This is a genomic window from Siminovitchia sp. FSL W7-1587 (assembly GCF_037963795.1).
GTDB lineage: Bacteria > Bacillota > Bacilli > Bacillales > Bacillaceae_C > Siminovitchia > Siminovitchia thermophila.
The window spans coordinates 3,828,130-3,842,370 of sequence record NZ_CP150169.1; the positions used below are offsets into that span (position 1 = coordinate 3,828,130).

Sequence of the window (14,241 nt, forward strand, 5' to 3'; positions counted from 1 at the left end):
GAAGTGATCAGAACATCACGCCTTTCCGTAAGGAAGTCAGTCCAGCCAGGCTGTCGAGTTTTTGCTCGACAGCCTTTTTTAGGTGAGTCGGTGATTTCCTTAATTCCTGAACAATTACTATCCGCTTTTTTCAACATTATTCGCAGCTCGTAACCAATACCACCACTTGAGGGTATTTTTTCGTAATACTCGCTGTTTGAGGGCTTTCACATTTTTTGTAATACTCACATCCGTGGATTAATCTCTTCACATTTATGGAAGCACCCTCTGCTAGAGGGTAGTACTTTCTCCTTTTTCGTAATTCTCGCTGTTCGCGCGCTACTACTCTTCACATTTTCGTAATACCCACCATTTGTGAGTCAATACTTTTCACCTTATTGAAATACTCTCCACTCGAGGGTACTACTATCCACTTTAACGAAATACTCGCGACTTTTGAGCAAATCCTACTAAGTAATGACTGTCCAAATTACGATATATTCTCTGTAGGTGTGCCATGTCAAAATTATAAAATTTTAAAAGGTGTGATTTTACAGCGGGTCAACACAGATGGAATCAAGGTGGTATTCGATTGTTTTAATGACTCTTTTCTTACTTAAGCGGTTAGGGTCTAACAAAGCGTGGATCGCTATCCCATCAACGAGCGCATATAGCCTTTCAATTTCCATATCAATGTCCAAGCCAGGCTTTAACAAGCCATGTGTATCAAGGAAATGAATGGTTTGTTGCACGACTGTAAAGACCCCATCTTCAGGTATTGGCAGCTCATCTTTCCGATGTTTTACATGTGCCATAAAAGCAAACCAGACTTCCGTTTCTATGAGCTGTTCTTCATTGATGGGAACTATGTCTAATAAAACATTCATCACCATCTCTTTTGGCGAGAAATCACCTTCCGACTTAGTCCGAATGCGCTTTGTAACTTTTTCTTGTACGAGATCCATCGCATACACAATCAATTCATCTTGATTGGGAAAATAATGGCGCAACGCACCTAATGATAGTCCCGCCTCTTGGGCAATATTTCGTACTGTCGCTCCTTCCATCCCCTTTTTCAAAATAACTTTCCACATCGCCTCTGCAATCCGTTTACGTCTTTTTTCATGATCCACAATTTTTGGCATATGTGGATTTTAACATACAAAGATATGTTGGACAATTAAATAACACAATTGTATTGAAAAAAACATTGGTGTATACTGATTTTAAATAATACAACTGTGCTAATTAGGGGTGATCGGATGAGTGTGATTGTTTGGGCAATTATTTTAGCCGAAGTTAGTTTTTGGGTTGTCATTTTGCTCGGGCTCGTGTTTCGTTATGTATTCAACCGTAAAAAAATGGGTTTTTTCTTTTTAGCTTTAACACCTGTCATCGATTTGTTTCTCTTAATCGTGACTGCTTTTGATCTATTAAATGGGGGTACGGCCACACGAGCTCATGCAATTGCTGCTATTTATTTAGGCGTTTCAGTTGCATTTGGAAAAAGTATGATTAGGTGGGCTGATGAAAGGTTCTTATATTACGTGAAAAAACAGGGGGAAAAGCCAGAGAGAAAGACTGGCTTTGCCTACGCTCGCCACTCTTTAAAAGGCTCTTTTCAGCATTTGTTCGCTTATGTAATTGGAACAGGTTTTTTAATCTCCTTAATTTACTTAGTTGATGATCCAGCACGCACTTCCGTATTTTTCAGTACATTAAAAGTGTGGGCAGCCATTCTCCTGATTGATTTTGTTATTTCTATCTCTTATTTTATTTGGCCGCGAGAAAGAAGAGCATCATAGTTGATCGTTTTACCTATCTATAAGTAGCACTCTTATCTGTAAAGGTTTCTTGGGAAGTTCTACTCCAATGTTTGTGGAATATGTTGCATGGAGCAGGGCGGCGAGATGGACTGATGCCGATACATCAAAATAGCAAAAGCCGAACAATTCATTTATAATTGTTCGGATTATTTGTGTAAAAAGACCCCTATCATCGCTTTCCGCAGGTCTCTTCAGCTTCCTCGGACAGCAAAGGTCGCTTTCCTGCGGGATCTTCAGCTCGAGCTATTCTACCTATTTTGTCTACGCTAAAAGCTGCATATCATACACTGGGATAATTTATCCCGCATGTAAGGTGCCGTAAAAAAGACTCCCACTTCAAAATCTTGGGTGAATACAAAAGGTTCAAGCGGGAGAAAACGGCACCTAAATGCCCGATTGGTTCAACTAACATTCCGCAGGAGATGGAAGAAAACGCCTACTGAATGAAGTTTCACTTTATTGTTCGTTTTTTTATCAGTTGATTTAGTTGGGTCTCAGACTCTTTGTTTATTTAGAAAGTAAAAAAGGATACCGTCTGATAAAATGAATTCACAACCATAATTGATGGGAGGTATCCTTATATTTAATATTATAGCATGAACCAAATCGTTTGCCTGTTGGACTTGGAATGAAAACTTCTGGAAAAGGACATTGCCTATGTGTCAACAAGGTGGTGGAGAATATTCCAGATAAAGTTTTCACTGTTTTTTTGCGTGAAACCGCCTGTTCAGGAAGGGCGCTATAACTTTTATTTGAAAGCGTTTTCTTACAGCTGGCGGAATGGTTAAAAGATTCGCCACCAGATGTTACGTTCTATGGATTCACATGCTAAGGATTTTGCATTGATCCAGAACAAGAAATGTTTAAAGCGTTAAGAAAAGCCCGCCAATACATTAAAAGTAAATCGTTTTCATTTTGTTCTTTTACCGGAACGATTGTTACGGGCCTGACAGGAGGGAATCTTCATGCGCCGAATGAATGGGTAAATTTAGAAAGTGTAAAATCGTGACGAAAACATATTTTTACTAGAGTGGTGTAAATATAAAAACACTTGATAGGGATGAACTCGTTTTGATAGTAGATTGACGTGAAATGATCAAAAAGAGGTGTCGCTATTTGCTACGTAAAACCGCTGTTGGACAGTGTTAACCTGTTCACAGCACATGCCTATCTCACTTGTATAATAGGAGGTTAGTAAAATGAACACTGGTGTACTCATTTTATTTGTAAATGCAATCGTTACAACTCTCATCTCTTCGGCGGTCGTCATATGGATTTTAAAAAAAGAATACTTGCCAACGATTAAAAAATTAGAAGCCGATATGAGAAGTAAAGAAGGGGATTAATGCCATGGAGAAGATTGTGTTTTTTGCTGTCATTATTGTTTATATCATTGCCGGTGTTATCGTTACAAGGTATGTGAAAAGTAAAGATGACTTTTATGTCATGGGAGAAAAAGGTTCTACTGTTTTGATCGTAGGCACTTTAGCTGCTACTTATTTAAGCGCTGTCACATTGCTTGGAATTGGGGGGATGATCTATAATGAAGGGCCCGTTCCACATGCGGCATTTGGCTCGTTTGGCGCTTGGCTTGGGACGCTTATTGCTGTCATATATGTCGGCAGAAAAATGAAATCATTGAATTGTCAAACAATACCGGAGTTTTTCGAAAAAAGATTTAATAACAAATGGGTAACCGTTATTGCCGTATGTATTATGATTGTTGCATTATTAGGGTACGGAGTCGTCCAATTAATCGGGGCTGGAGTTGTTTTAGCTGAAATATTGGACATTCCATTCCCGCTGTTGATTTTACTATTTACTGGGGCTCTCTTAGTTTTTAGTGCGTTAGGCGGCATGTTTGGTGTGGTGGTGACTGATACGCTTATGTTTTTCACGATGCTTGCGATTTCTTTGATCATCGCTCCACTTATCATCGGACAAGCAGGTTTAGATCAAATTAAAAATTTGGGAGAAGTCATTCCCAATTACTGGGGAATGACAGGTGCGGCGGAAAGGCCAATCGGTTGGGTTATTTCTCAATTCATCATGTGGATACTATTTTTTAGTTGTACGCCTGCATTGGTGTCACGTGTTTTTCCGGCAAAAAATGATTTCGTTATTTTGAAAACAGCTGTCATTGGTATTTTTTGCGCCCCGTTCATGCAGCTTTTTATCTTTTTAGCCGCGGCAGCGATGCAAGTGCTACAGCCAGGAATTGATCCGGCTGATCGGATGTTTATCGTTGGATTAATGGACTATACTCCACCATCATTGGCAGGTGTAGGATTGGCGGGTTTAATGGCTTCGATTATGTCAACGGCTTCGACACTGTTTGTCTTAACAGGCTTTGCGCTTGCTAAAGATTTATTTGAGAATATTTTGCATATACAAATGGATGAGAGGAAAGGACTGATTTTGGGACGGGTCGCACAAGTTTTCATTGCTGTTCTCGTTTGTATCGTTGCAATCATGCAACCATCAACGATTTTCTGGATCTCCATATACGCTGGTTCCATTTTTGCCGTATCTTGGATGCCGACGATTATTGCCAGCTTTGAATGGAAAAGAATGAATAGTAAAGCCGCCATTGCTAGCATGACAGTTGGCGTAATTAGTTTCATTGTTTTAGGAGAATTGAATAAAAGTGGAATCATTCACTTGTCACCAAACTTTGACCATTTTTATATCTCGATGATTTTGTCTATTATTGCTCTTTTCGTAATAGGTTTTATGACGAAGCCTAATGAGCATGAAATCACATTTTATCAAAAAATGAAAACGGTGAAACTTTCCACCTCTACGATTGCAACTATTTTAAAGAAGGAAAATGGAATTGTCGAACTAAAAAGAGAGTATAAAACGACAATGATTTATGCCATTGCATTTCTCATTATGTCGATCGTTATTTGGGGTTATTTCATTGTGAAAATGGGGTTTTAATCGGATGAGGGGGGCGTTTTCCCACTCTTAATTTGCGGACTTCTTATATAGAAGTCTTTTTGAATTTTGTATGCGTTGCCCATTTAAAAAAAATTCTTCTTTTATAGCTTTTATTGGGAAATGAGCTTTTATCCCGCATATAAGGTGCCGTAATACTCCCACTTCAAAACCTGAATTGATACAAAAGGTCTAAGTGGGACAAAACGGCATCTAAATGCCCGATTTGTTCAACTAACACTCAGTTGGAGATGGAAGAAAACGCCTACTGAATGAAGCTTCACTTTATCCCACAGTATAAGAAGTACTGGTATTCATTTATGGCAGCAAATACATCGGGGAACGGACCCTGTCAAATTTATTGGGAGAGTTTTGTTATTGACAAACGTGATTGCCCATTTTATAGTAGGTATATAAATAACTACTAAAGGAGAACGCTTGATGGAAGCCATTTTTACAGAGCTCCAGAAGTTGGGTTTTTCGCCATATGAGTGTAAAGCTTATGTCGGCTTATTAAAAAACTCACCTGTTACAGGCTATGAAGTGAGCAAACGTACGGGTGTGCCCAGATCCATGATTTATGAGGTTTTAGGAAAATTATTGGATAAAGGGGCGATTTATGTTGTTCCTTCCGAACCTGTAAAGTATTCACCAATACCCGCAAAAGATTTAATCGAGCGTCTTCGCAAATCGTTTGCCGAAACTTTCGATGTATTGGAACAGCATTTGCCAGCGATCGAAAGTGAACGTGAAACAGATGTGATTTGGCATATTCGAAGCCATGAGCATGTGATAGAAGAAATGCTGAATATCATACGTTCGGCGAAAAATGAGCTATGGCTGTCTGTTTGGGAAAAGCAAGTTCCCCTAATCAAAGAGGCGATTGATCAGCGGGTCGAGGATGATATTCACATTTTCTCCATCCTTTTTGGGGCCCCGAATACGCAGTTGGGGTTAACATTTCACCACAACTATATGCCGCCTGAGGTTGTAAAGGAGCGTATGGGCGGTCACTTGACGATTGCAGCCCGTGACGGAGAAGAAGTGCTGATTGCCAATTTCACTGAAAACTCGTTTGCATGGGCTGTAAAAACGCAGGATCCGGCTCTTGTGCTTGTAGCTACTGAATATATTAGGCATGACATCATGATTGAGGAAATTACGAAAGAGTTTGGGCCTGATAAATTGGATGCTCTTTGGAGAACAAATATTGATTTAAGTCATGTTGTGAAAGGAAAGCGGTTCAAATAGAAATGAACCGTATTTTCTTCAAAATTTTTTAGTGGTTAGTTCTATAACATCTAATATGGAGATGATGAAAAGATGACAAAAGAGCTTTTCTTGAACGATTCATACGAAAAAACATGTGACGCTCAGGTTTTGTCGATTGACGGGGATAAGGTCGTTCTCGATCAGACAGTCTTTTATCCAACCGGTGGGGGACAAGAGTGTGACACCGGCCAATTGATTCAAGAGGGCAATTCGTTTGAAGTGTTTCAAGTCAAAAGGGCTGGTGGGAAAATCATCCACTTCATCAAAAATGCCGCGCGATTAAAAATGGGAGAGGTGACAGCCAAAGTCGATTGGGAAAGACGGTGGGGGCTCATGAGGCATCATTCTTTATTACATGTGTTGGGAGCGGTTGTTTATAAAAAGTACGGAGCATTGTGCACGGGTAATAAAATTTATCCTCATAGAGCGAGAATAGACTTTAATCATCTTCACGATTTGAGCGATGATCAATATGAGGAAATTGTCAGCGAAACGAATCACATCATTAAAGAATCTCATCCAATCAAATATGAATGGCTATCACGAAGAAAAGCCGAGAATCGTCCCGGTCTGGTCAAAACGGTTGTGAATTTGTTGCCTCCAACTGTTACGCAAATTCGCATCGTAAAGATTGATTCTGTTGATGAACAGGCTTGCGGCGGCACACATGTGGCAAATACGAAGGAAATTGGTGAAATGAAGCTCGTTAAGGTTAGCAGCAAAGGAAAAAACAACAAACGACTGGAAGTAGAGCTAACTTCTTCTTGAGTTCATGTGTGAAAGGGACATATAAGAGATGGAAAAGTTGATTAAGACAAACGATTCCCTTCATGCTTTTTTTCAAGGTGTGAAGGATTGTTTACCGACTGTATTAGGGTATTTAAGTATTGGTTTTGCCGCCGGTGTAGTGGAAAAAACAGCCGGATTAAGCTTAATGGAAATAGCGCTTATGTCATTACTTTTGTATGCGGGTTCGGCTCAATTTATTGCTGCGGGAATGTGGGTTGCAGGTGCTCCTGTCTTATCTATTATTTTGACCATTTTTATTGTGAATCTGAGATACTTTTTATTGAGCGCTGCTCTCGCTCCCCATTTCCGTCACTTGTCTGCAAAGAAGAATATGATAAATGGATTTTTGTTGACAGATGAAACATTTGGTGTAGCAGCCTATCAGTTGGCTAAAAGAAATGATGCTAATTATCACTGGATGCTTGGCCTAAACGTAACGGCTTATGTAAATTGGTTATTGGCAAATTTGGCGGGAGGCTATTTTGGCTCATGGATTGAACAACCGGAAGCTTTCGGCCTTGATTTCGCCTTGCCCGCCATGTTTATTGGCTTGCTTATACTACAAGTTATAAATCGGCCCACTATATCGATTGAGTTAATCGTTATTGCCGCTGCGGTTATTTTTACAGTGATGGCCAGTCAGGTTGTTCCAACCGGAATTGATGTTATGATTGGCACAATCATTGCTGCTTGTATCGGGATGGTGATAGAAAAGTGGAAATAAGGTGGGATGTGTTATTCATCATAATCGGAGGAGCGATCGTCACCCTTTTATCCCGGGCTTTTCCCTTAATCGTTTTTAGTAAGCTTCATATTCCGGAGTGGGGCATGCGCATGTTAAACTATATACCTGCCGCCATCTTATCTGCCTTATTGGCCCAAGAGCTCCTTCCTTTAGAAGATGGACAGCACTGGGAGGTTTCGCATCTCCTTGCTGCTGCGTTATGTCTGGCCGTGGGGCTCTTGACAAGAAGCCTAATATTGACAGTGGGGACCGGAATAGGGGTTGTCATATTGTATAATTTATTGCATTAAATGGGATTCTATTTAGAAAGAGGATGGTATATGGGATGGACTTTTTCTGATGCTTTGCTGATTATATACATCCCGCATATCCGTTACGATTCTTTGGACTAAAAGTGAGGATGATTCCATGTCACTAGATGCTCTGATTGTGATGATGACTAGTATCACTTTACTTTGGGGTGGTTTGGGTTATTTTATTTTTCGGTTTATTAGATATGGTCGGATAAAAAAGGGGCAACCTGGCAATGTGATCCGTTTAAAAAAGTATGACTAGATAGACCCTAACCCATTCACGGATATGGAAGGGCTTATTCCAATTTGGCAGGGCCGTGACATAACAAAATCAGCTGATTAAAAAACGAACAATAAGTGAAACTTCATTCAGTAGGCGTTTTCTTCCATCTCCTACTGAATGTTAGTTGAACGAATCGGGCATTTAGGTGCCGTTTTCTCCCTCTTAGACCTTTTGTATCAACTCATCAAGTCTTGAAGTGGGAGTCTTACGGCACCTTACATGCGGGATAAATTGTCCAAGGGTATAATACGCAACCTTTTAGCGTAGTCAACATATGTAGACTCCTGCGGCAATAGCTCGAGCTGAAGATCCCGCAGGAAAGCGATCTTTGCTTTCCGAGGAAGCTGAAGAGACCTGCGGAAAGCGAAATATGTTGACGTAGCGATAATAGGGATTTTTTTAACACAAATAGGGGCCGACATAAATAGAAAGCTGATTAATATTCGTGAAAATTGTGAGAATAAAACCGCGTGAAATCAAGGTTTTAAACTTGTGTTTATTTCATTTTTACAGGATTTGTTTTTTTGTTTTTTTAAAATATTGAAATAACAGGTTGTTTACTTGAAACTAATTGCCATATCGAGCGTATATAGAGATAAGGAGGGGAGAGACAGTGAAATATGTAATCATAGGCATTCTTTTATCCTTTGTTGCTGTGTTATTTAGTCTCGCAGTGTGGGGAATGGAGAAGGTTGTCTTGATTACCGGGGGTATTGGAGTATTGTTTCTTGGCTTAGCGGCATTGATGTCGGGAGCGCTTGTGAGTGGGGATCGGATGAGAGCCAATTATACAAGCGAATCTTCAGGAGAACGAAACGAAAGAACCACAGTGAGTACAAGACTTGCTTTAATTAGTTTCCCCAATCTGGTTGTAGCGGTATGCTTTCTTTACTTTGTGTAAACCTCAAACGAAAATAGCATATATGGAATACTGGGTAAATATCCAGAACAAACGAAACTTTCAGTCGTTCTCTTCTATGTATTTAATCCATCATACGAGATTTTTCCCCATATAGTTATGGTACAGAAGCATATAACAAAACCGGCTTTCCACTAGGAGGCCGGTTTTCCATTACCCAGTAAAATACGTTCTTGCTCCTAAAAAACAATGGCTGCTTGAAGCTGATTGATTGCTTGTTTCCGTTATGGTAGGGAATATCTGGGGTTGATCGCTATTTATAGAGTTCTTCTTAAAAAAATTGACATTTATATTCTTATAATATATAGTTAAGTTTAGTTAACTAAACTAAATTTAAATAGGAGTTGAGATTATTGAGGTTGTTTGAGGGGATTTTAATAGCAGTTCATACTTTGTGGCTTTTTTCTTTTTTGTTTAGATTTAATGCAAAGGTAAAAATAAGCATCAATGTCATCGCACTTTTCCTTTTTGTTATTCACTTGGGGTTTGAGGGTTACCGATGGCAAATGGGATTAACCTATATATTATTTATTTTTTTAACTTTGTTCACATTAAAGTCATTCATACAAAGGAACGCAGAAAAAGCCGCACTTGAATGCGCCAATCATAAAAAGAAGCTCAAAAAGCTTATATATATTACGCTTATTCTCATTTATTCGTTCAGCAGCTACGGTTTAGTTACTGTCATGCCTGTATTTCAACTTCCAAAGCCTACAGGTCCTTTTGAAGTAGGTATGAACTCAAGGCATTTGATAGATGAATCCAGACATAGTTCAGAACAAAAAGATCGGGAATTAATGATACAAATATGGTATCCGGCAGAGGTGGAAGATAATGCGAAGGACATTCAATATGAATCCTTTCCTTATGAAGAATGGTCAGGAACGATGGAATTCATTTTTTCTGTTCCGCGCTATTTCTTCGAGTATTTGAAGTATGCACAAACTAACAGCATAAAAGATATAGCTGTATCCAATCAAGAAAAGAAATATCCGGTTCTTTTATTTTCCCATGGGTTTGGCAGTACCAGAATGCAAAGTTTTTCCCAAATGGAGGAATTGGCCAGTCATGGGTATGTTGTTGTCAGCGTTGATCATACGAATGATGCAGCTTATACGAAGTTCCCGGATGGACGGGAGATGATGAATCAAACAGACGCATATTCTTATTCATTTAATATTGAAGATGAGAGAGATGTTAAAGCACGATCAGAAGATATAAGCTATGTACTAGATCAATTAACAAGTATCAATGATAAGGATCCTCAAGGTTTGTTTACTGGAAAGATTGACATAGACAGAATCGGTATATTCGGCCATTCATATGGGGGTTCAACAGCTGCACAAGCTTTGCTGGATGATAGCAGGATTTCTGCAGGAATCAACATAGATGGACCTTTGCATGAACCGGTAGCCAGCTCAGGGTTTGAACAACCTTTTATGTTTATTTTAGATGAAGATTATCTCTATTTATCAGAAGAAGAAATTCAGTATACGAATATCACCCAGGAGGAATTTCAAAAGTATCACGATAAAATTTCCGAGCTTGCCGATTTTCACTATAAAGAGGGAATTAAAGGAGATACTTATATGCTTACTTTTATAGCAGGAGATCACTATACTTTTACAGATTTCCCCTTTCTCTCTCCTTTATTGTCATGGAATGTTGACATAGATCAATTCCATCAAGTAATGAACCGGTACACTTTGGCTTTCTTTGATCACTATGTGAAAGATGAAGAGCCTGATCCCTTGCTTAGGAAAGAGAAAAAAGAAGATCAGTTTTACTATTTTAAAACCAATATTAAAAATGATTGACAGATTAAAATAATAAACATATAGTTAAGTTTGTTAAACTAAATGGTTGTATCTCCCTCGTATCTGTTAAAGAAAGCAAACAGGGAAGTGAGTTTATGGAAGAATATTTGAAAGTGATCGAACAAATTAACGAGAAATTTGATCTATTCAAGCTGCTGGTTTCACATGAAATAAAAGAGGCTGATCAATTGGAAAGTTTCGGTTTGACTCCGCAGCAGGAAATGATGATGTTATATATCATACGTAATGCGCCCGTGACATCGAATGACATTGCCTCTTATTTAAATATTTCAAAAAGTGCCGTCAGCCAGGTAATTCCGAAGTTGGAAGAAAAGAAGATGATCGAGCGCCAAGTGAATCCGTCCAACCGCAGGGAAATTTATATATATATTGGCAGCCGGGGAAGGGATTACTTGGAGCTTCTTAACAAAATTGATGAACTGCTTGTAAAGAAGTATTACTCGAAAGTAACCATCGAGGAATTGAGACTTGTCCTTTCTATATTAAGCAGAATTGTTGAAAGAGAGTAAGAAAAACTCATGGTGTCGGCTCTGTTGGATATCGGGAGCTTGTAATCACAAGCGTATTCGAAATCTACCTAGAGCAAAGCGCTGGAATTCCGCAGTCTCTCTTACCGATTCATAGGCGGATTTACCATTATTTAAGCGCTTTTGAGCGGGTCTTATGCTCCCGAGACGTTCGGCACTCATTGCCAACTGGACGGGAGGTTCAGCCAACATGGTCATATTGCAGGGGAATTTTGGATGTACCGGAAAACATTTACGGCTATGCCTTATTGATGGATACTGTCAACTATTGCTCTTTGGGTGATGCTTTTATTTTGGCTTGTACCATTAGCGGATTTTTCCCCTTTGCTTATAGTTATGGTACAGAATCATATAACAAAACCGGCTTTCCATCAGGAGGCCGGTTTTGTTTTTTTAAGATGACATCGACTTATAATGTCTTGCTTTTCCTTTATACAATTGATACAAAATAAACGCCAGCACTGAAATAATCATTCCTGAAATATACGGAAGGCCAATTGTGATAGAGAATAGCCAGCCGCCAAGCGGCGGTCCGATAATTCTGCCGAGCGAATCAAAGGAGGAGAGCAACCCGGTTGTGCTTCCATGGCCGGTCATTGATTTTTTCGTCAGAAGAGCGGAAACACTTGGCCTGATCACGCCGTTTCCAATACCGAAAATAGTCAAATAGATGGCTGCTGTAGTAAAGCTGTCCACAAGCAATATTAGAGCAAAACCGATGGTAGAAACAATAATTCCGCCTTGAATGACGGCGCCTTCTCCGTATTTTTTTGTAAGTCTCCCAACAAGGCCGCCTTGAACTATCGCTCCCGCCAATCCCATGATCATGAACAGATATCCAAGTTCAACGGTTCCCAATCCGGCTGTTTTTGCGGCAAAATAGGCAAATGTCGCTTCAAGCCCTGCCAATGAAACCGAAGTGAAAAATTGCATGATATATAATACAGAAACAGGTCCTTGTAATGCCCGGAAAATGGACACCTTTTTTTGAGCCTGTTCACCCCGTACCTCTTTAGGTAATGATTCTTTTAGAATAAACATCACTAGAACAAACGTAAAGAGCGATGAAATACCCGCTACATAAAAAGGCATGCTCAAACTTGTTTTTGAAAAAATTCCGCCGATCGCCGGGCCAAAAATAAAGCCGAGACCAATGGACGCGCCTATGATGCCCATCCCTTTTCCACGGTCCTCGTCAGTCGTAATATCTGCCACATAAGCCATAACCGTTGGCATATTGGCCGAAGAGAGAAATCCCCCGATGATCCTTGCTGCGAACAGCATCCAAAGCTGCGAAGACAGGGCCATCATGAAGAAGGATAGCGCCAAACCGAATATGCCGATCATCATGACGGGCTTACGGCCGATCCGGTCGGATATCCTTCCCCACATGGGAGAAAATAAGAGCTGCATTAGAGAATAGACAGCCATCAAAAGCCCTAATTCAGCCGGGGAAGCCCCCATATGTTCAGCATAAAACGGAAGAACGGGAATAATGATCCCAAATCCCACCATAACAAAAAACATAACCGCAAATAAAATCGGCAATGCTCTTTTCGTTTCCAAAAGAAGTCACTCCAGTCCACAGTCAGTTGAAAATCACATGTTTCTTTGTTGTAGATTCACTTCATCTTACCATGAACAAATTTAGGTTGTGAATTAAAAGGCTGTTCTGTGATAACTTATCCAAAAATATGTCACTTTTGGTTTGAGAAGAATCGTAAAGGGCAAATAAGAAAATAGAAACACATATAAGGAGTTGTTCCAATTGAGCAAAATTGCAACCGTCATAACAAACCTGTTTGAAGACTCGGAGTTTACAGAGCCTGCAAAGGCTTTTCGTGAAGCCGGCCATACGGTTGTCACGATTGAAAAAGAAGCGGGAAAAGTTGTCAAGGGTAAACAGGAACAGGACAGTGTTTCCATTGATAAGGGGATTGACGAGGTTTCAGCAGATGAGTTTGATGCCTTGTTTATTCCAGGAGGTTTTTCACCGGACCAGCTCCGTGCCGATGACCGCTTTGTCGAATTTGCGAAAGCATTCATGGATGCAAAAAAACCCGTGTTCGCCATTTGCCACGGTCCACAACTGCTGATTACGGCAAAAGCTCTAGAAGGAAGAAAAGCCACCGGGTACAAATCCATCAAAGTCGATATGGAATATGCAGGGGCCGATTACCACGATGAAAAAGTGGTCGTTTGCTCTAATCAGCTTGTCACAAGCAGAACCCCGGAAGACCTTCCGGCATTTATTGAAGAATCAATGAAATTGTTATAAACCAAGGGGAAATCACTGTGTTTCCCCTTGTTTTTTTGTTTAAAAAAAGCGACAATGCATATAAAAGGATGTGGGAGGAGCCTCATGAATGGATGGAAACATGATCCTGAAACATAATGATCAAATCATTGCCGCGCTTGAAAAGGATCTAAGGTACATATCGACGATTGTCAAACAGAAGGGACGAGAATTGCTAACCGACTATTCAATTACACCTCCGCAATTTATAGCCCTGCAATGGCTGTTTGAAGAAGGGGACATGACGATTGGCGATCTTTCGGGCAAGATGTTCCTTGCTTGCAGCACAACAACCGATCTCATAGACAGAATGGAGAAAAAAATGCTCGTTGAACGGGTAAAAGAACCGAAAGATCGGCGGGTCGTTCGCATACATTTATTAGAAAAAGGCGAAAAAATCATCGGCGAAGTCATCAAGAAAAGACAACAGTATTTGCACGATGTTCTTCAGGATTTTTCAGAGCAGGAAGTAATGCATTTAAAGGACAATTTGAAGAAGCTGCATCGCGAAATGAAAAAAGAATGAGGCGTTTT

The 14,241-nt window shown here is 39.9% G+C and carries 14 protein-coding genes and 1 pseudogene; 13 read left to right on the forward strand and 2 right to left on the reverse strand.

Annotation, left to right across the window (positions count from 1 at the left end):
• Positions 1-530: 530 nt before the first annotated feature.
• Entirely contained in the window at positions 531-1,124 is a 594-nt protein-coding gene (locus NST31_RS18060) for a TetR/AcrR family transcriptional regulator (RefSeq protein ID WP_205178456.1), read from the reverse strand.
• Between the two features lie 117 nt (positions 1,125-1,241).
• Here NST31_RS18060 and NST31_RS18065 point away from each other — a divergent pair, with 117 nt between their 5' ends.
• From NST31_RS18065 to NST31_RS18115, 11 genes and pseudogenes are all read left to right on the forward strand, one after another.
• Positions 1,242-1,784 carry a hypothetical protein gene (locus NST31_RS18065; protein ID WP_339162429.1) on the forward strand — a complete coding sequence of 181 codons (543 nt, stop codon included), beginning with the start codon at positions 1,242-1,244 and terminating at the stop codon, positions 1,782-1,784.
• Between the two features lie 1,220 nt (positions 1,785-3,004).
• On the forward strand, positions 3,005-3,151 hold the full coding sequence (locus NST31_RS18070) for a hypothetical protein (RefSeq protein WP_205178452.1): 147 nt from the start codon (positions 3,005-3,007) through the stop codon (positions 3,149-3,151).
• 4 nt (positions 3,152-3,155) lie between these two features.
• The gene (locus tag NST31_RS18075) at positions 3,156-4,748 is read left to right on the forward strand and encodes a sodium:solute symporter family protein (RefSeq protein ID WP_205178450.1); all 1,593 of its coding nucleotides are present in this window, start codon (positions 3,156-3,158) and stop codon (positions 4,746-4,748) included.
• Between the two features lie 438 nt (positions 4,749-5,186).
• A complete protein-coding gene (locus NST31_RS18080; protein WP_205178448.1) occupies positions 5,187-5,996 on the forward strand; it encodes a TrmB family transcriptional regulator in 810 nt (269 codons plus the stop codon).
• Positions 5,997-6,068: 72 nt separating this feature from the next.
• On the forward strand, positions 6,069-6,785 hold the full coding sequence (locus NST31_RS18085; protein WP_205178446.1) for an alanyl-tRNA editing protein: 717 nt from the start codon (positions 6,069-6,071) through the stop codon (positions 6,783-6,785).
• A 28-nt stretch (positions 6,786-6,813) separates the two neighbouring features.
• Positions 6,814-7,530, forward strand: coding sequence for an AzlC family ABC transporter permease (locus NST31_RS18090; protein ID WP_205178444.1), 717 nt, complete (start codon positions 6,814-6,816; stop codon positions 7,528-7,530).
• On the forward strand, positions 7,521-7,841 hold the full coding sequence (locus tag NST31_RS18095) for an AzlD domain-containing protein (RefSeq protein ID WP_205178442.1): 321 nt from the start codon (positions 7,521-7,523) through the stop codon (positions 7,839-7,841). The genes NST31_RS18090 and NST31_RS18095 overlap by 10 nt, the downstream gene beginning before the upstream one ends.
• 899 nt (positions 7,842-8,740) lie before the next feature.
• Positions 8,741-9,028 carry a DUF5316 domain-containing protein gene (locus NST31_RS18100; protein WP_339162434.1) on the forward strand — a complete coding sequence of 96 codons (288 nt, stop codon included), beginning with the start codon at positions 8,741-8,743 and terminating at the stop codon, positions 9,026-9,028.
• 371 nt (positions 9,029-9,399) lie between these two features.
• Positions 9,400-10,863 (forward strand): hypothetical protein, encoded by a 1,464-nt coding sequence (locus NST31_RS18105; RefSeq protein WP_339162436.1) that lies wholly within the window; start codon positions 9,400-9,402, stop codon positions 10,861-10,863.
• A gap of 95 nt (positions 10,864-10,958) precedes the next feature.
• The gene (locus NST31_RS18110; RefSeq protein ID WP_205178433.1) at positions 10,959-11,393 is read left to right on the forward strand and encodes a MarR family transcriptional regulator; all 435 of its coding nucleotides are present in this window, start codon (positions 10,959-10,961) and stop codon (positions 11,391-11,393) included.
• 172 nt (positions 11,394-11,565) lie between these two features.
• A pseudogene (locus NST31_RS18115) lies at positions 11,566-11,717 on the forward strand (DUF819 family protein); the annotation flags it as partial.
• An 87-nt stretch (positions 11,718-11,804) separates the two neighbouring features.
• On the opposite strand, the gene NST31_RS18120 reads toward NST31_RS18115, so the two are convergent.
• Positions 11,805-12,977, reverse strand: a complete 1,173-nt coding sequence (locus NST31_RS18120; RefSeq protein ID WP_205178424.1) for an MFS transporter — start codon at positions 12,975-12,977, stop codon at positions 11,805-11,807.
• Positions 12,978-13,179: 202 nt separating this feature from the next.
• On the opposite strand from NST31_RS18120, the gene NST31_RS18125 reads away from it, so the two are divergent.
• Positions 13,180-13,689: a type 1 glutamine amidotransferase domain-containing protein gene (locus NST31_RS18125; RefSeq protein ID WP_205178422.1), complete on the forward strand. Its 510-nt coding sequence runs from the start codon at positions 13,180-13,182 to the stop codon at positions 13,687-13,689.
• An 88-nt stretch (positions 13,690-13,777) separates the two neighbouring features.
• Positions 13,778-14,233 (forward strand): MarR family transcriptional regulator, encoded by a 456-nt coding sequence (locus NST31_RS18130; RefSeq protein WP_339162440.1) that lies wholly within the window; start codon positions 13,778-13,780, stop codon positions 14,231-14,233.
• Positions 14,234-14,241 lie beyond the last annotated feature (8 nt).